This window comes from Klebsiella sp. C349492 (genome assembly GCF_042055345.1).
GTDB lineage: Bacteria > Pseudomonadota > Gammaproteobacteria > Enterobacterales > Enterobacteriaceae > Klebsiella > Klebsiella scottii.
The window spans coordinates 345,685-366,752 of sequence record NZ_JANQCE010000004.1; the positions used below are offsets into that span (position 1 = coordinate 345,685).

The following is a 21,068-nucleotide window of genomic DNA, read 5'->3' on the forward strand; positions in this document are numbered from 1 at the left end:
TCAGTCGCCCAAATATTGAATGGTGATGTGGTAGCCGAAGGCCTGCTGCTGAATGCTGATGGGTTCACGGCGGCCTTTGCGGTTCAGGTAGGTGATTTCCGTCACCAGCCTGCCGCGGGCGTTGCGCAGCTCGCGCCTGTCGCCGGCGTCGGTCAGCGTCCAGCCTTTCGGCAGCTGCGGCTGCCAGGCCGCTATCGGCCAGTGGCTGAGCATCACGTCCGCCAGCACCTGGCTGGCGGGCGGCATCTGCGGCACCACGATCGACTGTTCGGTATGCACGCCTTTTTCGTCATAGGTGACGAGGAACAGACGAATGCCCACCGACGAGAGCCCGGCCAGCGTCACCTTGTGCGCATCGGCGTTGAGCATTACCAGCAGCGACCGGGTCTGGCCGTTAAAGCTGCCGGTCAGCAGCTGCTGTGAGCTGAGCGACGGCGAGATGCCCGGCGCCGGGAGCGTCACGCGGGCGCCCGGCTCCAGCCACGCCTGCGGGCGCCCCTGCTGCGCCTTTTGCGAATGGCCGCAGCCGGCCAGGGCTAAGGTGGCAATCAGCGCGAGGGCGCGGCCGAGTTTGTGCTTCATCATCTTCTTTTTTTCCCTTTTTTGCCGGGCATCGCCAGGGGCGATAGCAGGAAGGCGGTGAAAATCCCGCTAACCAGCACGATGCCAAAGCTGGCGATCGCCTGGGTTGAGCTAAACACCAGCATGCCGAGGGTCAGCAGCGTGGTCATCATGGCCAGGGTGACGGCCAGCAGCGAGGTCAGCGGCGTGCCGCGCGGATTGCTGAAAAACAGCGTGTAGTTGATGCCGATCCCCAGCACCAGCACCAGCGCCAGCAGCGAAAACAGATTAAGCGTATGGCCGCTGAGGGAGAGCGCCGCGAGGCCGCAGCCTAATGAGAGTACCGAAGGCGCGAGGCTGATAAGCCCTTTGCGCCAGCCGAGGCGCAGAACCGCCCCGCAGGCGATGGTGGCCAGGGCGATACCCAGCAGTCCGGTCAGCAAATGGCGATAGAGGGCGAAGAGCTCGTCGAAAGCGCTTTTCCTGTCGACCCACGCCACGCCGCTATATTTCGTGCTCAGGGCCTTCAGCGCCGGACTCTCCTTCACGCCGTCAACCGGCACCAGCACGCCGCTCTCGCCGTTCTGCAGGGTTATCCATAGCAGGCGCCAGCCTTCGCTGGCCGGGCTGGCAAGCCAGGCCTCCACGGTGACCGGCATGGGGTTGAGATCCGCATTGACCGCCTGCAGCCCGGCGCTTTGCAGCGCGCGGCTGACCGCCGGGGAGGCCGCTTTCAGCAGCGTCAGATCCTGGCGCTGACGGGCCAGCGAGTTCAGGGGGATCGTTCGATAGCCGTTAAGCTGACCCTGATTTTTCGCCTGTTCCAGCGCGGGTACAAAGGCTTCCAGCCGCTCCAGCGTTTGCTGCGGCGTCCTGCCGTAGACCACGAACCACTTCTGATCGACGCCCTGGCCGGTTAAGGCCGCGATCGTCTTTTCCTGCGCCAGAAGAGGCTGCGGCAGCGCCTGCAGCTGGGAAATATCGTCATCGACGCGCAGGGTGGCTATCCCCGCCAGCGAGAACAGCGCCAGGGCGACCGGCAGACCGATGGCGAGCTTTTTATTGCGTCGCCATGCCGCCAGCCAGCGCAGCATCAGGACCATTGCCGGTACCGGACGCACCGGCAGGCCGCGGGAGAGCAGCGGATGCCAGAAAATGACCGTCAGGCAGGAGGCGCTTAGCCCGGCGGCGGCGAATACCGACATCTGGCGAATGCCGGGGAAAGGCGCGAGCATCATAATCAGATAGGCCACGACCACCGTCAGCAGCGCCAGCAGCAGCGCGTTGCGTACCTTGGCGAGGCTTTGCCACGGCGTGACCTCGTTGCCGTGCACCATCCGCTCGGTCAGATAGTAGAGCGTGTAGTCGGCGGAAATACCGATAATGCTCATGCTCATCACCAGCGTCATCAGGTGCAGTTCGCCGAACAGCAGCAGCGTGGCGACGGTGCCCGCCAGCGCGCCGATGCCGATGGAGATCAGGCTCAGGATCAGCGGACGCAGCGAGCGAAAGACCGCGACGATGAGCATAATAACGCCAAATATCGTGGCAACGCCGAGGGTTGAGATGTCCCGTTTTGCCTGCTGGCTGGCGTAGTCGCTGTAAAATACCGTGCCGCGCGAGAGCAGCTGAGCCTGCGGATAGCGGGCCTTGAGCTCCGTTTGCAGGGCGGAGAGGGTGGTCACCAGACGATGCGTTTGCTGCATATCAAACGAGGAGCCCGCCAGCTCGCCGTGCAGCAGGTACCATTGGTTGCCCTGCCGATCCTCGGTCACCAGCCAGCCATCCTTCAGCTGCATACGCTGGCCGTTTTTCGCCATCGCCAGCTGCGAACCGCGCATCAGCATCAGCGGGTCGTTTTGCAGCTCTTTGCCGCTGACGCCGGAAAAAGCGGAATAGAGCTGAGAGAGGACCCACTGCGCCTGGGCTTCGCCGCCGTTTTGCAGGCGGGCGCGGGTGGCATCATCAATCAGCCCGTTGCGGTGCTGCCAGAAAAACGTGCCCCAGGCCTGCTGGCTGTCGGCATCCATCGGGCCTTTCACCGTCGCCAGCGCGTGGGATTTCTGCAGCAGGCTGAGCCACTCGCGGGCAACCTGCGGATCGGCCTGCTTGCCGGGGCTGACCAGCCACACCAGCTGCCGATCAAGGCGCTGCATAAAGCCCTCATTGAGGCTCGGAGGAACGGCGCCCAGCGCCTGTTTCGGCAGCATCGCCAGCACGCTGCTGTTCATCCGCGACTGGGGCAGCAGCGCCAGCAGCACGCCCAGCATCACAAGGCAGACGAGTCCCCACAGCAGCGCGAAGCTCTTGCGGTTACCGTGCAGCAAATCGTTGGCGTTCGTCATCGGTCAGTTGCGCTGGCGTAAGTTGATGTTGAGAAAGGGTGATATCGGTGCGGTCGCCCTGCCTGTCGTTCAGCTGAATGCGTTCCAGGTAGGCCTGCCCGCCGAGATCGATGGTGGCGAAGATTTTATCCAGCGGCGTGGCTATCGGCGTCAGGCGCAGCGTCCAGCGGCCTGCGCCCGCATCGGTGAATTCAACGCGGAAGTTCTGCTCCAGCACCTTGCGGTCGGCCTGGAACAGCGCCCGCAGCAGATGGTTGAACTGGAACATCTGCGGGTTGCTGTCGGCGGTGATGGTCTGCGGCGGCTGGCCGTTAATCGCCTGCACCATTCGCTTGTCATCGAGCAGCAGCTGCATCGGGAACGGCTGGGTTTGATCCCACAGCAGACCCTTATCGCGGGCGATCAGCATCGTCCCCTGGGATCGCAGCGGCTGCGGCAGATCCTTGATGGTGCGGGTTTGATCGAAGTGGGCGCGGATAACCGGCTGCCCGGTGAAGCGCTGCTGCAGATCGTCGAGCGTCAGCGCGCTGACCAGCGGGCTGACGAGCAGCGCCAGCAGGGGCCAGAGTTTCATGGCGTGACCCCCATGCGTTCAAACAAAATATCCGGGCTGACGAAGCTCATTTCCCGGCTTTTCTCTTCTACCGCGACCTGAATGGTGTAGCCGGTGGTGGTCCGTTTTCCGCTGACCGCGTCAACGATCTCATAGCTAATGCGTAGCCGGTTCTCATACTCTTCGAGGCGGGCGCGCACGCGAAAACGCTGTTCAAAGGTCAGCACGTCGCGGTACCTGACGCGGGTGTCGACGACCGGCCACAGGTAGCCGGACTCTTTCATCTGCCGGTAGCCGTAGTTGAACTGATTGAGCAGCGCCTCGCGGGCAATCTCGAAGTAGCGGAAGTAGTTGCCGTGCCACACCACGCCCATCATATCGACGTCGTGAAACGGGACGGTCAGCTCTACCTCGGCAGTAAAACGGGGATCGTTAAGCACCCTTTACTCCTTCTCTTTGGCGTCTGGCAGTTGCCAGAAATCGAAAAAATTAAACCAGTCCAGCGGCGAGCGCAGCGCGTAGTGCTCAAGGCGGCTGGCGTAGCGATCGACCGCGCTTTGTATGGCCTCCTCGCGCCCGGCGCGCGGCAGGATCAGCGGATCGGCGAACGGTTCACAGTGAATATGCAGCTTGTCCTGCTGGCGGAGGGCGAAAATGAGCTGCACCGGGCAGCGCAGAACGGATGCCAGAATAAACGGTCCCTGCGGGAACGGCGCGGGCTGGCCCATAAACTCGCTCCAGCAGACGCGCCATGTACCGCCGCGCTGGGGCGTCACCGCAATGCGGTCGCCGACAATCGCAATCCATTCACCGCGCTCCAGCTTCTCTTTCAGCAGGATGGCGGTATCCGGGCCGATATCGGTTACCGGTATCAGGTTCAGCCCGGCCTGCGGCGCCATCTCCTGCATGATTTGCTTAAAGCGGCGCGCGTTCTCGCTAAACACCAGCGCATTGATGGTTTTTGTTCCCTGGAGCTGCGCCAGCGCCCGGCAGGCTTCGACGTCGCCAAGATGCGATGCCAGCAGCAGCTTGCCGGTGGGGGCGCTGCGGTGCAGCGTTTCCTGCGCTCCCGGCGCAAAAACCACATCGCGATCGAAGCGGAGTTCGCCGCGCCAGCCGGCGATTTTATCGAGCATCGCATGGCCAAAGCGCAGAAAGTGGCGATAGCTGTTCAGCGCAGGCAGCGGCTGCTGCCGGGCGATAAGCTGCGCCCGCACGCGGGAGAGCCACTCCCGTGAGGCCCGGCGGGCGCGGTGCGCGCTGAGCCAGTAGACGGCGACCACCGGATAGAGCAGCAGCGAAAACGCCTTGCGCCCCAGCAGGCGCCAGACCAGCAGCATCAGGCGCATGCCCCACAGCCCTTTGACCTCCTCCTGCCGCGCCCAGTGTACGGGGGAGCGGCGCAGCAGCAGGGAAGGGATACGCGGCAGCATGCCGAGGAACAGGCGCGTATGCATCCAGGAGATGCGACAGTTATCCTTGAAGGCATCAAAATGAGACAGCCCGTCCGGCGGATAGGTGACGCGCGTCGGCACAAAATAGCTGGGGTTGCCCTGCCAGTAGAGGCGGACCATCACTTCGGTATCAAAATCCATGCGCTGACCGAGGGCGACGCGCTGCGCCAGGCGCAGCGTCGGCGCTATCGGGTAAACGCGAAACCCGCACATGCTGTCTTTCAACTGCAGCGACAGGGTTTCGATCCACACCCAGACGTGCGTTATCCAGCGTCCGTACAGGCGCGAGCGGGGGATGGAGTCGTCGTAAATCGGCTGGCCGGAAATCAGCGCCGCCGGATGGCTGCGGGCGAGGTCGAGCAGCTGCGGAATATCTTCGATGGCGTGCTGGCCGTCGGCGTCGACCTGCACGGCGTGGCTATAGCCGGCTTCGGCGGCGGCCTGCAGCCCGCGGATCACCGCGACGCCCTTGCCGGCGTTTTCGGCCAGCCGGATCAGCGTGAGGTTCGGCTCCCGCGCCGCCAGCTCGCTCAGCTGCCGGCGCGTCTCCTCGCTGCTGCCGTCGTCCACCACAATGCAGGGCAGGCTGAACGGCTGCAGCCGGGTCAGCACGCGCGCCATCATCGCCCCGTGGTTGTAGCAGGGGATCACCACGCAGGGGCGGAAGGTTAGCGACATAGGCGAATTTTCCCGCTGCTGGCGGTATGGCGCGCGTCGCCGTCGTGGCGCTGATAGCTAAAGGTCAGTATCTGACGCGCTTCCTGCCAGCTCAGGGCCAGCGTGACGGTGGCCTCCGGCAGCAGCGGAGCCTGGAATTTCACGTTCTGAATGCTGTGAAAGCGCCAGCCCGGAGCCAGCAGCGTGGTGGCGTAGTGCATCGCCCAGTCCAGCTGCGCGACGCCGGGCAGCAGCGGCTGTACGGCAAAATGCCCGCCGAACCAGAAGAGGTTAGGGTCGAGGTGCAGGACGATCTCTACCTGCTGCGGCTGTGCCTGATGGCGCTCTATTTCATGGGGTATCATGAAAAAAATTCCTGTAGTTGCGCATAGACACGCTTGTTCATACTGTTGACCGGGATGTCGTCAATAACGCGCCAGTAGCGGGGGATCGCCACCGGTTCCAGCGTCGGGCGCAGCGCCTGTCGCCACTGCCGCTCAAGGGTTTTGCCCTCGTGCCGCCAGCGCTGACGGGTCTGCGCATCCAGTACCAGCAGCGCGCCAATCCCCTGGCGATCGCCGCGGGTGACCGGCAGAGCCACCGCGTCGCTGATCCCCGGCAGGTTCAGGAGCCTGAGCTCTATTTCGCTGAGCGAAATCCGCTTCTCTTCGATTTTGACCACCCGCCCCCGTCGCCCGGTCAGGCGAAACTGGCCGTTGGCGGTAAATTCCAGGGTATCGTCGATTAACAGCCCGTCTTCATCGGCGATAAGCGGTGAAAACAGGCGGAAAGACGCCCCCTGCTGCAGGAGCCTGATGCCGGCAAAGGGCTGCCAGGCCGCCTCTTCCTGGCGGCGCGAGCGCCAGGCGATCACGCCGGTTTCGGTGCTGCCGTATATTTCATCCGTCCAGACCTTCAGCCAGGCCGCCGCGCGGGCGACATCCTCGGCGGGAAGCTGGCCGCCGGCGGAGAGGATCATCTCTACCGGCGGCGGCGTCAGATGGGGATCGAGACGTTTCAAAAACGCCGGACTGCTGATAAACGCATAGCGGTATTGATGGCCCAGGGCGCTGAGCTGCTCCGCGTAGTAGAGCATGGACGCATGGAGCGGCAGGCCGAGGGCCATCGGCAGAAAGATGCGAAAGGTGAGCCCGTAGAGGTGCTGAGGCACGACCGAGGCCACGATGCGGCAGCCTTCAAGGCGGGTAGCGAAGCGCGAGGCCAGCAGTTCGGCTTCGCGGTCAAGATGGGCGATCGGTTTGATAACCCGCTTTGGCTTCCCGGTTGAGCCTGAGGTAAACAGCTCTACGCAGGCGTCACCGGCGATGCTTTGCAACGCGCCGGGCTCCGCCATCGCGCGCCCCGCGCTGCCGATGACCAGCGAGGGTCCGTGCCAGCCGAGGGGCCCGTCGCTGAGGACTCCGTCAAACAGCGCCCGCTGTTCATTCAGCAGCGAGCCGCGGCTATGTCCCGGAATCACCGGAATTTTATGCGCGTGCAGCGTGGCCAGTAGCGCAACGAGAAACAGATAGCTGTCTTCAAAGCACAGCGCCCAGCGCTCGGCGTCATGCCGCTGGAGTTGCTCGACCCATTGCGCCACGTCATAGCGCAAATGGCCCAGGGTCCAGGTCTGCTCATCCAGCCAGGCGATCGGCGTGTCCGACGGGCGCGGCGCGTCCAGCCAGCGCGCCAAAGAGAGAGGCGGTATCATGACGATTCTCGCTTTATCATCCGCCGGCGCACCAGCCACTCTGCGGCCATCAGCGTGCCGATCAGCAGATAGGCAATCATGCCGTTCCACGCCGTCCAGAGCGCCATATCGCCATACAGCGCGGTAAAGAGCGCCATGCCGCCGTTAAGAATAAAGAGGCCGCACCAGATTTGCGTCACCCGGCGGGTATAGCGTACGCCTGCCGCGGAAAGCCGCGGATCGCGCAGGCGCGCCAGCCGTTCAACAACCGGCATCGCTGACCACAGCGAGCCGCCGAAAACGGCGAGCATCACGCCGTTGACCACCAGCGGGTAAAACAGCAGCAGCTGGTGCGTTTTCAGCAGGTAGCTGGCGGTGCAAAGGGCGATACCCGCCAGCGCCACCAGCCGGGTGACGGCGCCCAGCGGTCCCGCCTGTCGCCGGGTCTGGCGAAAGCGTAACAGCAGAATCAGCGCCATCAAGGGAAGCAGCCAGTGCAGGCTGTTGCGCGCGAGGCCCAGCCAGATTAAAAACGGCCAGGCCAGCAGGAGCAGGCTCGTTAGCAGCTGTATGCCCTTAGATGAAGGGGCTCCCGACATGCGGGTCAGGCTTCTCGGGACAAGCGTTCAACCGCATCAACCACGTCCTGTACGGTACGCACGGCTTTAAACTCTTCCGGCTTTATTTTCTTGCTGGTCTTCTTTTGCAGATGGACGATCATATCGACGGCATCAATGCTGTCCAGCTCGAGGTCTTCGTACAGGCGCGCTTCCGGGCGGATCTCCTGCGGGTCGATTTCAAACAGCTTAACCAGAAGCGCCGAGACTTCGGCATAAATATCATGTGATTCAGTCATAGGTCGTGCCTCAGGTACGTTGAGCGTGGATGAACGCGGCCAGGGTCGCGACGGAGAAGAAGTGCTGGCGCATCTCGTCGCTTTCGGCGGAAAGCACCACGCCGTAACGGTTTTTCACCGCCAGCCCGAGCTCCAGGGCGTCAATGGAATCCAGGCCCAGGCCGTCGCCAAAGAGCGCCGCGTCGGTGTCGATGTCGTCAGCCGACAGCTCTTCCAGATTCAACGTGTTGATGATGAGATTTTTCAGTTCAAGATAGAGCGCTTGCATCATTAATTCCTGAAGTAGGCGTAGTACCTGATTGTAATTGAAGCAAAATATGCCGATTTAGCTGTCTTGCTGCCAGCGACGGTTCTTGTGAGTTTTCGTCGTAAAACTGGGCGATCCGCACCCGCTCGCCTACCTCGATGGTAAACAGGGGCCGGGTCGCCGGCGCATCGTACCATTTACTGTTTTTGCCCAGCATATGTTCGCTGCAGCGAATGACCACTACGCGTAAATCGCTGGCACAGCGCACGGCAATATTGGCCGCGCCGCGCTGAAGGATCATGGGTTCGCCCGGCAGGGTGCGGGTTCCCTCAGGGAAAATTAAAATGGTATCGCCCTGCTGCAGGCGCTGCCGGCTGGCGGGCAGTAGCGCATCGGCCTGATCGTTAATTAAGTAGTCCGCCGCGCGGATCACGCCGCTGACGAACGGGTTTTTCAGTAAGGCGCTTTTTACCAGGCAGTCGGTCTCGGGCATGATTGAAGCCAGCATCACGTAGTCGATCAGGCTAGGATGGTTCGCCACCACCAGGCATCCGCGCTCCTGGCGCAGGATGTCGTCGCCCACGATTCGGTAATCCAGCACGCCGACGGCTTTGACCACCGTTAAGAAGAGGCGGAAGCTGGCCGCAATGCTGCGCCGCGCCAGGCGACGGCGGCGGGATTTATCTCTGATCACCAGCAGCAGCAGGTTAAACCAGACCACGGACAGCAACAGCCCGCCAAGGCCAAACAGCGCGAAGCAGACGCCGGTCATGAGCCCGCGCCAGGCGCGATTTATGCGTGACAGAATGCCGTTCATGAGCGGCTCCACTGCCACTGCAGGCGCTCGCCGGGCAGGGTAAAGGTTGGGGTATCCTGCAGGTAGTGGCGTAAAAACTGCAGGCTTTGCGGCAGCTCCGCCTCTTCGCTCCGCGCCGCGCGCCGCGTCGAGCAGCGCCACTCTTCGCCCGCTTCGATAACCAGCGCGAGCGCATAGGGCCAGGTGGGCATCGCGGGGGGAAGATACGGGTGATAAAACTCCGGGAGGTGGCCGTCGAAATCAACCATCAGCACGCGCTGATAGCCCGCCTGCAGCAGACAGATCGCCTCGCACAGCCCCTGCTGGAAGGTATCCCGCCCGGCGGAAAGTGAAGAGGAGACGATCGGCTTTTCGGCGGCGATGGTCAGGTTGCCGACCGCGGAATTATGGACAGACAGCGCGAAGTCGGTAGGGGAGAGCGCCTGTTCCGTCGCCAGCGCGTGCAGGATGCGGTAGTTGCGTTCAAGCTCACCATGACGGCTGGTGTACAGCACGGCATCGATGGGATGGCGGCGCAGCATCGCCAGTCCGCACTCAACGGCAAGCCGGCTGCCGGAGCTGAGTCGTCTGGCGGTCATCATCGGTAATTCGCTTAGCTTTGCCTGAGGCGCCGCCGGATCGATGGCGTGCGAAAGCCGTGACCACTGCTGCCACTGCGCCGTTTCGCTAAGTCCTGGGGCTCTGCCCTGCCAGTCAATTATGTTTAGTGCAAATTTCATCAACGCGAGTCCGCGGTAAATCGGTGATTCCGGTAGCGTTTTTTAACGCCACCTTGTTATTTTTCTGCTGACCTGCCAATACAGTATGACCGACGTCAGGTTATCGGGCGCCGCTGTCCGCATTATTTGCCGATCGATTTCGCGTATTTTCAATATTTTCGCGCATCAGTGCAATTTATTGTGGCAAATCTAAGAGCATGACCCGAATATTTTCATCATTCTGGCCGCGGTCTGAGGCGCATTTTTCTCAGCGCCCACCACATATCATACAGGGCGACTCGCGAATACATAGGATAATGCCGAATCAAATGGCGGTTCGGCATATCCCGCGCGCTTTCCGGCGATCGCCGGCTGGCGTTAGCGGGATGATGCCGATATAGCTCCGGGCGCTATATTCCTCTTTGGGGGTAAGAAAACGACCTGCCCCTAATCATATCGCGCCGGAGAGCGGGCTGTTACTGTACGCTTCCCGCGGCCAAATTAACCTGGATGTCTTTATCCAAATTATGTACCCAGCGGTTATAGTTTTTATGGATTTGACCACCGGAGGCCATCAGGTTGAGGCTGCTGAGGTAATGAATAGAATAACCGGTCGCGGAATAGTTAATTTGTACTTCAGCGACGTGATCGCGCGCCTGCTGGCGGGCTTTGATAATACCCGGCGCCGTTTCCGACATTATCCACTGACGCTGTACGCCGGCTCTGAGAATAGCGTTTTTTACCTGGGCATCGGTATGGCCTGCGCTGACCGTAGTCTGAATTTGTTCGATGGGCGCCGTGCGGGCGCAGCCTGCCAATGTCCCGATAACGGCAATAGCCGCCAACCACTTAACAACCTTTTTCATGAACGCTTCCTGTCGAATTATGAGTTATATGATGAGATGCCCAATGCTAAGAATAATTAATATCAGTCTCACCGGGCCGGAATTATGTCTCAGGTAAATATCTCGCGCGTTTTCCGTTTTGACGTCAGGCGAGAAGGGGGTTCATCATAAAGCATAGATCGCGAGGTCACCAGCAACAATGAGTAATGATGATGGATTTCAGATGGTTAAAATTTACTTTGCTAGCCTAAAATTCACAAAAATTATACAATCATCGCTATTCTTCAGCATGGAATTAAGCAGTCGGCTTATTCAGTCATATCATTCCCGCCATTTAATAATAAGCAAATTATTACCCGGCTATATAATGGGGGATTATTTCCCCGGGCTCAGGGCGCAGCGGAAATTTAGCTTTATTTACCCGGTTATGCTGTGAAAAGCGTAAATCAATATTCTGTTCTGGTAGCTGTTTTTCAAATGACGACGTGGTAACGGGCAAAAACCGAGTGGGGGAAACCTGCTGAACCTTAATGCCTGGACCGGCGCTTAACGGATTCCGCTTCAGGCTGCGGATTGTCCCGATAGCGACGTTTAATTTTGCCGGCGGCTGACATCGCTCTGCCGCCGGGCTGGCGGCAAAAAAATGGCCTCCGGTGGCGACACCGGAGGCCATAACGTCTGACCGCGAATTACTGAATGGACAGGGTATTGATGATGTTTTCCGCCGCAGTTTGCGCCTGCTGCTGGTTGTCTGCCGGCAGAGTGATCTGCAGGGTCAGCAATTTATCATCCACCTTGCCGAGAAGCACCGAAGACCAGGCGGTCTGTCCTTTGGCGGAGATGATGCTGTCCAGCTGCTGCAGCGTGTGGCCTTTGATCTCAACGGATTTATTGGTCACGACCTGCAGCTGCGGATCGCGGCTGCGCTGCTGCTCTTCCAGGCGCTGAGCCAGTACGGCTAAATCTTCATTGGTGCTGTCACCCACAATCACGATCACCGCTTTCTGACCTGTTACATCAGAATAGACGTGCATGTTGTTGGCCTGAGTGCCCAGCTTACCGCTCTGGTCGGTCATCCCTGCAGGCAGGGAGAAGCTCAGCTTGCCGTCCAGCAGGCTCACGGTTTGTCCGCTGGCGTTGCTTTCAGCCGCAGCCCCTTCGGTTGGCGCTTTTGAATCGCTGTTATCACAGGCCGCAAGGCCCATAACCAGCAGGCCAATACCGACATATTTAACCAAATTGCGCATTGACATCTTCCTTTCGATAAACGGCCATTAACGGCTCATTCGCTTATCTTATCACATCAGTCTGCGAGTACTCTTAACCTGGCTGCAATGCTGACAAATCAGATTTATCTGCCATTTTTTTCAGCAGCATATTCAACAACATGCCGTACATCGGCAGGAAGAATACGATGCTAATCAGCACCTTGAAACAGTAGTCGACGATGGCGATTTCTCCCCAGTGGGCCGCCATAAAGGGGTCCGGGCTACGCCAGAAGGCGATAAAGAAAAAGGCCAGCGTATCGCTGACGTTGCCAAACAGCGTGGAGGCGGTTGGCGCCAGCCACCAGCGGCGATTTTGCCGCAGGCGGTTAAAGACGTGGACGTCGAGGATCTGCCCCAGCGCATAGGCCATAAAGCTGGCGACAGCGATACGCGCCACGAACAGGTTGAAGTGGGCGAGTGCGGCAAAGCCCTGCCATTCGCCCATATAAAACAGAGCGGAGACGCCGTAGGAGATCAGCAGCGCCGGGACCATCACCGCGAGGATGATGCGTCGCGCCAGCGGTGCGCCAAAAATGCGTACCGTCAGATCGGTGGCGAGGAAAATAAACGGAAAGCTGAACGCGCCCCAGGTGGTATGGAAACCAAAAATGGAGATCGGTAGCTGCACCAGATAGTTACTGGAGGTGATCACCAGCAAATGGAATAGCGATAGCCAGACCAGCGCTTTTTTACGCTGTACGGTAGTAAAGGGATTCATATTGTGACCTTTTTATGCCCGTTATCCTTCAGGCTGCAGAGGCGTCGCCGCTTGTCTACAACACGAATGAGTGAGGGACTGAAATTTGGGGTGAGGGAACCCAATTAAAAACGGCTGCATGATACTGCGTTGGGGGCGTAATGCAACGGTTGTTTTTCGCGCAAACGTTAACCTGGCTTGCGTCGCGTGCGGGTGGCGGTAAACTAGGGCCGTTTTGTTAACGTGAGATGAAAATGAGCGAACTTTTTTCCACTCCTGACCACACTTTGGATGCGCAGGGGCTGCGTTGCCCGGAGCCGGTAATGATGGTGCGCAAAGCCGTGCGTACGATGCCGGTTGGCGAGACGCTGCTGATTATCGCCGACGATCCGGCGACAACCCGCGATATTCCCGGCTTTTGCCGCTTTATGGAACATGAGCTGGTTGCCCAGGAAATTAGCGCGCTGCCGTACCGCTATTTGATTCGCAAAAACCACTGAGCTCCCCGCTAAGCGCAGCGCCGCCGGGGAGCGTGTCCGCTACTTCTGGCGTAACAGCCGCAGGGCGTTGGCGGTGACCAGCACCGTGGCTCCGGTATCCGCCAGCACCGCCAGCCACAGTCCGGTCAGGCCGAGCAGCGTGGTTATCAGGAAAATCCCCTTCAGACCCAGCGCAATCGCAATGTTCTGCCGGATGTTGGCATGGGTGGCGCGAGCCAGCGAAATCATCTGCGCCAGGCCGGTTAAGCGGTTATGGGTTAACGCCGCATCGGCGGTCTCCAGCGCCACGTCGGTGCCGCTGCCCATCGCAATACCGATGGTGGCCGCCTTCATGGCCGGCGCGTCGTTGATGCCGTCGCCGACCATCGCCAGCGGCGCTTCGGCGTTGAGCGCCATCACCGCCGTGACCTTATCTGCAGGCAGCAGCCCGGCGCGGAACGTCAGCCCCAGCTCGTTGGCGATGGCCGCCGCCGCGCGCGGGTTATCGCCGGTCAGGATCACCCCCTGCACGCCGAGCTGATGCAGATCTTCCACCGCCTGGCGGGCGTCGTCGCGCAGGGTATCGCGCAGCGCCAGAATGCCGAGCAGGATATCCTCACGTAGCACCAGCACCACCGTTTGGCCGGCGCTCTCCAGCCGCTGGATCTGCTCTTCGTACTCGGCCGCCGCCCCATTACCCGCCGCGCAAATTAACACCCGGCGGCCGGCAACTTCAGCTTCTATACCGGAACCGGCCAGCGCGCGCTGGGCGCTGGCGGCCGGGATGCTCAGCCCTCGCTGCTCCGCTTCGCGGACAATGGCCTGGGCCAGCGGATGGCTGGAGCCTTGCTCCACCGCGGCGGCCAGCGCCAGCAGGCCGTTCTCATCGATGTCGGCGGTGACAATCGCCGCGCTTACGCGCGGCTGGCCGACGGTCAGGGTGCCGGTTTTATCAAAGGCGACCTGGCGAACCTGCCCGAGCTGTTCAAGCGCGGCGCCGCCTTTAATCAACGCGCCGCGACGGGCCGCGACCGCCAGCCCGGAGGTGATTGCCGCCGGGGTTGAAATGACCAGCGCGCACGGGCAGCCGATCAGCAGCAGCGTCAGCCCTTTGTAGATCCACGGTAGCCAGGCGCTGGCAAAAAACAGCGGCGGTACGATGGCCACCAGCAGGGCGACGAGCATAATGGCCGGGGTATAAATACGGCTAAAGCGATCGATAAAGCGTTCAATGGGCGCCCGGCGTTCTTCGGCTTCTTCAATCAGCTTCAGGATACGATCGATAGCGCTGTCGCCGGGTTCAGAGATAACCGTCAGCTGCACCAGACGATCGACGCTGGTTGCGCCTGCCGCCACGCGTTCGCCGGAGCTGCGTTCCACCGGGACGGATTCGCCGGTTAACGCGCTTTCATCGAAGCTGGCAAACGGCGTCATCAGCCGACCATCGGCGGGCAGGCGCCCGCCGGCGGCGACCTCAATCAGATCGCCGGGGCGCAGGTCGCGCTGGGCGACGGTTTCCCGCACGCCGTCGCGGACCCGTATGGCGGTATCGGGCTTCAGGGCCATAAGCGCGCTGACGCCCTGGCGAGCGCGGCTGGCGGCCCAGCCTTCAAGGCGTTCGCCGATCAGGAACAGCAGCAGCACCATTGCGGCTTCGGCGGTTGCGCCGATAAACAGCGCCCCGATGGCCGCGACGCTCATTAGCGTTTCAATGGCGAACCAGCTGCCGCTTTTGATCAGCCGCAGCGCCTGGCGCGCGACCGGCCATAGGCCAACGAGGGTGGTGGCAGCGAAGGCCAGCTCGCCGAAGGGGTGATTAAACTGCTCCAGCCCCCAGCTCAGGGCCATCATCAGCACCAGGGTTATCAGCGGCAGATTATCCCGCAGCCAGGAGGTTTCCCGCTGCGGAGTATTCTCATCTCGCAGCGTATAGCCCGCCGCGCGTACCGCGCTTTCCACCTGCGGGCGGATATCGCTCCCGGCGTTCACCAGCAGCTTTTCCGTGGCAAACAGCACCTGCACCTGGCTGACGCCCGGCACCTGGCGTACGGCATTCTCCACCTTCCGGGCGCAGGCGGCGCAGTCCATGCCGTCGACCAGCCAGCTGTAGCGCGCGGTTTCCATGGGTTCTTCGCGGGTTTGCGCCGCGCAGGAGGAGTCCGTACAGCAGCCGTCAGGCTGTGCGGCAGCGGGCTTTAATTTGAATGACGAGAACTGTGGGACTTTTTTATCCTGAGCTTCTGGAGTCGACATGACACCCTCCGGGTAATGATAATTTTCTCATTGCCCAGAGGATACACTTTGGAGTCGACTCCAGAGTCAAGCGCTAAATTAGAGGTACAGCGCGCGAACGATCAGGAAGTGCCCGGCGAAGTAGAATGCGGCGGCAATCGCGTTATCGGCGCGGAAGCGGCGGCGATAGTGGCTGACCAGCCAGACAATATTACCCAGCAGCAGGAAGGCGGCGCCGATAAAGCCGGAGAGCGCGGTATCGGTCGGGCGCACGAACCACAGTTCGCCCGCCAGCCAGACCATTACCAGCGTCATGCCGATAAAGGTGAAGACCGGCAGACGCATCTCTTCCAGCCGGCTCCAGATAACCGCCAGCAGCAGCGCGCCAACGACCAGCAGCACCAGCGGCAGCGGCCAGAAAAATGACAGCGTCATCTGGCTGGCGAACCAGATGGTATAGAGCAGATGCGAAAGGAAAAATGCGCCGACGGCGTACATCACCCGCTGGCGCGGCAGCAGCGTCAGCGCGTCGCCGAGCAGCGAGGCGCACAGGCCGGCCAGCACCAGATAGCTGATGGCGTTGAACATGGGCGCCTGCCAGGCAAGGAGCAGCAGCAGAATCAGCGTGACGGGTTTAAACAACCAACGTTGCCAGGTTGGTCCACGGTAGGACGCATCGACGTAAAGCCATGCGGAAAAACAGACAGCAATAAACGACCAAAGCATAGTGAGTCCCTGTATCTGTTATCGCTATACCCGCCGCCTTTCAAGCCGTAACCCGAAATGCATAGGGTATAAGTAGTTGTACTGACGGTACTAAAACTCAGTGTAGTGGCTCGGGCGGGCAGATGACAATGTTAATCAAGGCGCGGTATGCTTATTCATGAGAATTCTTATGGGTAAGATGAATGAGCAAGATCCCGCTGTTTTTTATTATTGTCGTGGCCATCATTGTGATAGCGGCATCGGTTCGCTACGCGCAGCAGCGACGGGAAAGCAGGGACAACGACGCCGCGCCGCTGCTGCAAAGGCAGGTGGTGGTGAGTAACAAACGGGAAAAGGTGGTTAACGATCGCCGTTCGCGCCAGCAAACCGTCGCTCCGGCCGGCAGCGAAATGCGCTATGAGGCCAGCTTCAGGCCGGAAACCGGCGGGCTCGACGTCAGCTTTCGTCTTGAAGAGGCGCAGTATCATGCGCTTAGCGTCGGCGACAGGGGCATGCTGAGCTACAAAGGCTCAAGGTTTGTCGCGTTTACGCCAAATCCCTGAGCCTGCCGCCATCACTTCTTACGCAGCGTAGCCTTGAGCTTTTTCTGCCAGGCGACCAGCTCGAACACGCCGAAGATAAAAATGCGCACCTGCTCGAAGCGGCCCAGCGGCGGCGCATCTTTGGGCTGAGTGGCTTTCAGCAGCGTCAGCTGCAGGCCGTGCATCAGGATCATAAAGATAAGCGCGACGTTAACGAAAATATTCAGCGGCTTAGGGAAAGGCTGAAACAGGTTTAAGAGCAAAAACGCCCATACGCATAGCATCAGTACCCGGCCTAGATTAATCAGCATTCTTCTCTCCTTGTGCCTCTCGTTGATAGAGGCGGTAGGCGACCTGTCCGGCCACTTTCTCACGATACAGGTGCCAGCCTGCCGGTACCGGCGGTAGCCCATTTTCGACTTCACTCTCGACGTAGATCAGCGCTTCGTCGGCGAGCCAGCCGTTACTCTCCAGCAGCCGCAGCGTCTCTTCCAGCAACCCTTTGCGGAACGGCGGGTCGACGAACGCTATCTGGTGCGGCGTGCCGGGCTGATTAAGCCAGGTCAGGGTATTGGCGTTGACCACCGTGCCGTTGCTGGCTTTCAGGGTCGCCAGGTTTTTCTGCAGCTGTTGGGCAACGCCGCGCTCCATCTCCAGCAGCGTGGTGCTGCCCGCGTAGCGGGATAGCGCCTCCAGCCCCAGCGCGCCGCTGCCGGCAAAGCAGTCAAGGCAGCGCGCATCGACCATAGACGGCGCCAGCCAGTTAAAAAGGGTTTCACGAACCCGGTCGGTGGTCGGGCGCAGGCCCGGGCTCTCCGGCACCGGTAATTTTCGGCCCCGCCACTGTCCGCCGATAATGCGGATCTGGCCGCTGCCTGCGTGGTTTGGTTTCTTCATCTCTCTGCTCAAGTCTTAACTTCCAGCCTGCTATTCTAGCGATCGAAGGCGGATGACGAAACCTTAATCCGGGGGCGGTGATGCGCGTTAAGTTAAGTGATAGACTATCTGACTAATTTCATTATTTTTCAGCTTCCGCGACAGATATGCCGAAGCTGTGCCATGAATAATCAGCGAGGAGTGTAGTCGCAAATGGCGAAAGAGAAAAAACGTGGCTTCTTTTCCTGGCTGGGCTTTGGACAAAAAGAGCAGGCGCAGGAAACAGAAGTTGAGCAAAAAGTAGAAGGGCTGCAGGAAGCTGCGGAACAGGCTCCCGCAGCGCCGGCTGAGGCCGTTGTTGCGCCTGAAGCCGAGGCGGAGCGCGCCCCGGCGGCAGAGAAAGAGGACGCGGAGGCCTTTGCCGCTGACGTCGTTGAGGTCACCGAACAGGTTGTCGAAAGCGAGCTGCCGCATCCGGTGGCGGCGGCAGAATCCGCCGTTGAAGAGATTGCTCCGCCGGTCGCCGCGACAGACGATGCGCCGGCCGTTGGCGAAGCGGAAGAAGAACTTGCCGCCGAGCCGGCTGTCGTAGAGCCGGAAGCTGCGCAAGCCGCCGTCGAAGAAACGGCGGTGGAAGAGCCGCTGGTGGAAGACGTTATTGCCCAGCCGGCGGTTGCCGAAGCGCTTGTTGAACAGCTGCCGGAAGAGGTTGTCGCCCAGCCGCAGGCTGCCGTCGTTGAAGAGGCGCTGATTGAGGATGAGCCTGCGCTGTCGGACGACGAGCTGGAAGCCCAGGCGCTGGCGGCAGAAGCTGAGGAGCAGAGCGAGCCGCAGGAAGCCGCCCAAATCGAGCAGGAGAAGCCGACGAAAGAAGGTTTCTTCGCCCGACTCAAGCGCAGCCTGGTTAAAACCAAACAGAACCTCGGTTCCGGATTTATCAGTCTGTTCCGCGGCAAAAAAATAGATGATGATCTCTTCGAAGAGCTGGAAGAGCAGCTGCTGATCGCCGACGTTGGCGTGGAAACGACCCGTAAGATTATTACCCACCTTACCGAAGGCGCCAGCCGTAAGCAGCTCCGCGATGCCGAAGCGCTGTATGGCCTGCTGAAAGAAGAGATGGGCGATATTCTGGCTAAAGTTGACGAGCCGCTGAACGTTGAAGGGAAAACGCCGTTTGTTATTCTGATGGTTGGCGTCAACGGGGTGGGTAAAACCACGACCATCGGCAAGCTGGCGCGTCAGTTTGAGCAGCAGGGCAAGTCGGTCATGCTGGCCGCGGGGGATACCTTCCGCGCCGCCGCGGTAGAGCAGCTGCAGGTCTGGGGTCAGCGTAATAATATCCCGGTGATTGCGCAGCATACCGGCGCGGACTCGGCTTCGGTTATTTTCGACGCCATTCAGGCCGCCAAGGCGCGCAACGTTGACGTCCTGATTGCCGATACGGCGGGCCGTCTGCAGAATAAATCGCACCTGATGGAAGAGCTGAAGAAAATCGTCCGCGTGATGAAGAAGCTGGACGAAGATGCCCCGCATGAAGTGATGCTGACAATTGATGCCAGCACCGGGCAGAACGCGATTAGCCAGGCCAAACTGTTCCATGAGGCCGTTGGCCTGACCGGCATCACGCTGACGAAGCTGGACGGTACCGCGAAAGGTGGGGTTATCTTCTCGGTCGCTGACCAGTTCGGTATTCCGATTCGCTATATTGGCGTCGGTGAACGTATTGAGGATCTGCGTCCGTTTAATGCGGGCGACTTTATTGAGGCACTTTTTGCCCGAGAGGATTAATAATGATTCGCTTTGAACAAGTCAGCAAAGCCTATCTCGGTGGGAGACAAGCGCTGCAGGGGGTGAACTTCCACCTGCAGTCGGGCGAGATGGCGTTCCTGACCGGCCACTCCGGCGCGGGGAAAAGTACCCTGCTCAAGCTTATCTGCGGCATCGAGCGGCCGAGCGCCGGCAAAATTTTGTTCGGCGGCCACGATATTAGCCGCCTGAAGAGCCGGGAGGTGCCGTTTTTGCGCCGCCAGATCGGCATGATTTTCCAGGATCACCACCTGCTGATGGATCGTACCGTGTTTGACAACGTGGCGATCCCGCTGATTATTGCCGGCGCCAGCGGGGATGATATCCGCCGCCGGGTATCGGCCGCGCTGGATAAAGTCGGGCTGCTGGACAAAGCGAAAAATCTTCCTATCCAACTCTCCGGCGGTGAGCAGCAGCGCGTGGGCATCGCCCGCGCGGTGGTGAACAAGCCTGCGGTGCTGCTGGCGGATGAACCGACCGGTAACCTCGATGAGGCGCTCTCGGAGGGGATTTTACGTCTGTTTGAAGAATTTAACCGCGTAGGGGTAACGGTTCTGATGGCGACGCACGACCTGGGGCTGATTTCCAGTCGTTCGTATCGCATGCTGACCCTGAGCGACGGGCATATGCACGGAGGCCACTGGGGTGAATAAGCGCGAGGCAATAAACCACATTCGCCAGTTTGGCAGCCGATTTGACCGCATCCGCAATGCCGCAGGGGCAGGCGGTGGGCGCAATGCGCCGAAGCGGCCGAAAGCGGCGCCGAATCCGGCTTCCCGGAAAAGTAACGTTTTCAATGAGCAGGTGCGCTATGCCTGGCACGGCGCGGTTCAGGATCTGAAAAGCACGCCGCTGGCCACCTTCCTGACCATCATGGTCATCGCCATTTCGCTGACGCTGCCGAGCGTGTGCTACATGGTGTACAAAAACGTTAACAGCGCGGCGTCGCAGTACTATCCATCGCCGCAGATCACCGTTTATCTGGAGAAGACGCTGGACGATGACGCCGCGGCGCGGGTGGTCGGGCAGCTGCAGGCAGAGCAGGGCGTGGAGAAGGTCAACTATCTGTCGCGGGATGAAGCTTTAGGCGAGTTCCGCAACTGGTCCGGCTTTGGCGGCGCGCTGGATATGCTGGAAGAGAACCCGCTGCCGGCGGTGGCGATTGTCGTGCCGAAGCTGGATTTCCAGGGAACCGACTCCCTCAACACCCTGCGCGATCGGGTTGCGCATATTCAGGGCGTCGATGAAGTCCGTATGGATGACAGCTGGTTTGCGCGCCTCTCTTCGCTGACCGGGCTGGTTGGCCGCGTATCGGCGCTGATCGGCGTGCTGATGGTTGCCGCCGTGTTCCTGGTGATCGGCAACAGCGTGCGTCTGAGCATCTTTGCTCGCCGCGATACCATCAACGTGCAGAAGCTGATTGGGGCGACCGACGGTTTTATCCTGCGTCCGTTCCTCTACGGCGGCGCGCTGCTGGGCTTCTGCGGCGCATTTTTATCGCTGATCCTGTCGGAGATTATGGTGATGCGCCTGTCATCAGCGGTAACGGAAGTGGCGAAGGTATTCGGTACCCAGTTTGAGCTCAGCGGCTTAGGCTTCGACGAGTGTCTGCTGATGCTGATCGTCTGCTCGATGATTGGCTGGGTCGCGGCCTGGCTGGCGACGGTGCAACATTTACGTCACTTTACTCCCGATTAAAAATTTTCTGGTATAATCTTTCCCTGCACTGACTGAATGTCT

Annotated in this window: 24 protein-coding genes; 5 read left to right on the forward strand and 19 right to left on the reverse strand. The window is 60.3% G+C overall.

Going from position 1 to position 21,068, the window contains the following annotated elements:
* The 15 genes from NWP14_RS16930 to NWP14_RS17000 all read right to left on the reverse strand — a co-directional run bounded on the left by NWP14_RS16930 (position 1) and on the right by NWP14_RS17000 (position 12,709).
* Positions 1 to 585, reverse strand: a complete 585-nt coding sequence (locus tag NWP14_RS16930) for a DUF3261 domain-containing protein (protein WP_375215704.1) — start codon at positions 583 to 585, stop codon at positions 1 to 3.
* Positions 582 to 2,906 carry an MMPL family transporter gene (locus tag NWP14_RS16935; RefSeq protein WP_375215705.1) on the reverse strand — a complete coding sequence of 775 codons (2,325 nt, stop codon included), beginning with the start codon at positions 2,904 to 2,906 and terminating at the stop codon, positions 582 to 584. The genes NWP14_RS16930 and NWP14_RS16935 overlap by 4 nt, the downstream gene beginning before the upstream one ends.
* Entirely contained in the window at positions 2,875 to 3,480 is a 606-nt protein-coding gene (locus NWP14_RS16940) for an outer membrane lipoprotein carrier protein LolA (protein WP_331835133.1), read from the reverse strand. The genes NWP14_RS16935 and NWP14_RS16940 overlap by 32 nt, the downstream gene beginning before the upstream one ends.
* Entirely contained in the window at positions 3,477 to 3,899 is a 423-nt protein-coding gene (locus NWP14_RS16945) for an acyl-CoA thioesterase (RefSeq protein WP_375215706.1), read from the reverse strand. Before NWP14_RS16945 ends, NWP14_RS16940 begins: the two co-directional genes overlap by 4 nt.
* 3 nt (positions 3,900 to 3,902) lie before the next feature.
* Positions 3,903 to 5,591: a glycosyltransferase gene (locus NWP14_RS16950; RefSeq protein ID WP_375215707.1), complete on the reverse strand. Its 1,689-nt coding sequence runs from the start codon at positions 5,589 to 5,591 to the stop codon at positions 3,903 to 3,905.
* On the reverse strand, positions 5,582 to 5,935 hold the full coding sequence (locus NWP14_RS16955; RefSeq protein WP_095102901.1) for a 3-hydroxyacyl-ACP dehydratase FabZ family protein: 354 nt from the start codon (positions 5,933 to 5,935) through the stop codon (positions 5,582 to 5,584). The genes NWP14_RS16950 and NWP14_RS16955 overlap by 10 nt, the downstream gene beginning before the upstream one ends.
* Positions 5,932 to 7,281, reverse strand: coding sequence for an AMP-binding protein (locus NWP14_RS16960; protein WP_375215708.1), 1,350 nt, complete (start codon positions 7,279 to 7,281; stop codon positions 5,932 to 5,934). Before NWP14_RS16960 ends, NWP14_RS16955 begins: the two co-directional genes overlap by 4 nt.
* On the reverse strand, positions 7,278 to 7,859 hold the full coding sequence (locus tag NWP14_RS16965; protein ID WP_095102904.1) for a hypothetical protein: 582 nt from the start codon (positions 7,857 to 7,859) through the stop codon (positions 7,278 to 7,280). Before NWP14_RS16965 ends, NWP14_RS16960 begins: the two co-directional genes overlap by 4 nt.
* 5 nt (positions 7,860 to 7,864) lie before the next feature.
* A complete protein-coding gene (locus NWP14_RS16970; RefSeq protein ID WP_045853985.1) occupies positions 7,865 to 8,116 on the reverse strand; it encodes an acyl carrier protein in 252 nt (83 codons plus the stop codon).
* Between the two features lie 10 nt (positions 8,117 to 8,126).
* Positions 8,127 to 8,384: a phosphopantetheine-binding protein gene (locus tag NWP14_RS16975; protein ID WP_095102906.1), complete on the reverse strand. Its 258-nt coding sequence runs from the start codon at positions 8,382 to 8,384 to the stop codon at positions 8,127 to 8,129.
* Positions 8,365 to 9,180, reverse strand: a complete 816-nt coding sequence (locus tag NWP14_RS16980) for a lysophospholipid acyltransferase family protein (RefSeq protein WP_375215709.1) — start codon at positions 9,178 to 9,180, stop codon at positions 8,365 to 8,367. Before NWP14_RS16980 ends, NWP14_RS16975 begins: the two co-directional genes overlap by 20 nt.
* On the reverse strand, positions 9,177 to 9,899 hold the full coding sequence (locus tag NWP14_RS16985; protein WP_095102910.1) for a beta-ketoacyl synthase chain length factor: 723 nt from the start codon (positions 9,897 to 9,899) through the stop codon (positions 9,177 to 9,179). Before NWP14_RS16985 ends, NWP14_RS16980 begins: the two co-directional genes overlap by 4 nt.
* 455 nt (positions 9,900 to 10,354) lie before the next feature.
* Positions 10,355 to 10,744, reverse strand: a complete 390-nt coding sequence (locus tag NWP14_RS16990; protein WP_095102912.1) for a lipoprotein — start codon at positions 10,742 to 10,744, stop codon at positions 10,355 to 10,357.
* Positions 10,745 to 11,412: 668 nt separating this feature from the next.
* Positions 11,413 to 11,970: a DcrB family lipoprotein gene (locus NWP14_RS16995; RefSeq protein ID WP_375215710.1), complete on the reverse strand. Its 558-nt coding sequence runs from the start codon at positions 11,968 to 11,970 to the stop codon at positions 11,413 to 11,415.
* 73 nt (positions 11,971 to 12,043) lie between these two features.
* On the reverse strand, positions 12,044 to 12,709 hold the full coding sequence (locus NWP14_RS17000) for a 7-cyano-7-deazaguanine/7-aminomethyl-7-deazaguanine transporter (RefSeq protein WP_095102918.1): 666 nt from the start codon (positions 12,707 to 12,709) through the stop codon (positions 12,044 to 12,046).
* 233 nt (positions 12,710 to 12,942) lie between these two features.
* Between NWP14_RS17000 and tusA the strand changes: the two genes are divergently transcribed.
* Positions 12,943 to 13,188, forward strand: coding sequence for a sulfurtransferase TusA (gene tusA, locus NWP14_RS17005; protein WP_095102993.1), 246 nt, complete (start codon positions 12,943 to 12,945; stop codon positions 13,186 to 13,188).
* Positions 13,189 to 13,227: 39 nt separating this feature from the next.
* Here tusA and zntA read toward each other — a convergent pair whose 3' ends face one another.
* Together zntA and NWP14_RS17015 are read right to left on the reverse strand one after the other, a co-directional pair.
* Complete coding sequence (zntA, locus tag NWP14_RS17010) at positions 13,228 to 15,420, reverse strand: Zn(II)/Cd(II)/Pb(II) translocating P-type ATPase ZntA (protein WP_375215711.1); 2,193 nt, start codon at positions 15,418 to 15,420, stop codon at positions 13,228 to 13,230.
* Between the two features lie 78 nt (positions 15,421 to 15,498).
* Positions 15,499 to 16,125, reverse strand: coding sequence for a lysoplasmalogenase (locus NWP14_RS17015; protein ID WP_095102922.1), 627 nt, complete (start codon positions 16,123 to 16,125; stop codon positions 15,499 to 15,501).
* Positions 16,126 to 16,316: 191 nt separating this feature from the next.
* Here NWP14_RS17015 and NWP14_RS17020 point away from each other — a divergent pair, with 191 nt between their 5' ends.
* Positions 16,317 to 16,667 carry a DUF2500 domain-containing protein gene (locus tag NWP14_RS17020; RefSeq protein WP_331835183.1) on the forward strand — a complete coding sequence of 117 codons (351 nt, stop codon included), beginning with the start codon at positions 16,317 to 16,319 and terminating at the stop codon, positions 16,665 to 16,667.
* An 11-nt stretch (positions 16,668 to 16,678) separates the two neighbouring features.
* On the opposite strand, the gene NWP14_RS17025 is transcribed toward NWP14_RS17020, so the two are convergent.
* Both NWP14_RS17025 and rsmD read right to left on the reverse strand, forming a co-directional pair.
* Positions 16,679 to 16,957 (reverse strand): DUF1145 family protein, encoded by a 279-nt coding sequence (locus tag NWP14_RS17025; RefSeq protein ID WP_095102927.1) that lies wholly within the window; start codon positions 16,955 to 16,957, stop codon positions 16,679 to 16,681.
* A complete protein-coding gene (gene rsmD, locus NWP14_RS17030; RefSeq protein ID WP_095102929.1) occupies positions 16,947 to 17,543 on the reverse strand; it encodes a 16S rRNA (guanine(966)-N(2))-methyltransferase in 597 nt (198 codons plus the stop codon). The genes NWP14_RS17025 and rsmD overlap by 11 nt, the downstream gene beginning before the upstream one ends.
* Before the next feature lie 192 nt (positions 17,544 to 17,735).
* Between rsmD and ftsY the strand changes: the two genes are divergently transcribed.
* The 3 genes from ftsY to ftsX are packed head-to-tail and all read left to right on the forward strand — an operon-like array spanning position 17,736 to position 21,026.
* Positions 17,736 to 19,310 (forward strand): signal recognition particle-docking protein FtsY, encoded by a 1,575-nt coding sequence (gene ftsY, locus NWP14_RS17035; RefSeq protein ID WP_375215712.1) that lies wholly within the window; start codon positions 17,736 to 17,738, stop codon positions 19,308 to 19,310.
* Between the two features lie 2 nt (positions 19,311 to 19,312).
* On the forward strand, positions 19,313 to 19,981 hold the full coding sequence (gene ftsE, locus NWP14_RS17040) for a cell division ATP-binding protein FtsE (protein WP_004868565.1): 669 nt from the start codon (positions 19,313 to 19,315) through the stop codon (positions 19,979 to 19,981).
* Complete coding sequence (ftsX, locus tag NWP14_RS17045) at positions 19,974 to 21,026, forward strand: permease-like cell division protein FtsX (protein ID WP_095102933.1); 1,053 nt, start codon at positions 19,974 to 19,976, stop codon at positions 21,024 to 21,026. The genes ftsE and ftsX overlap by 8 nt, the downstream gene beginning before the upstream one ends.
* Positions 21,027 to 21,068 lie beyond the last annotated feature (42 nt).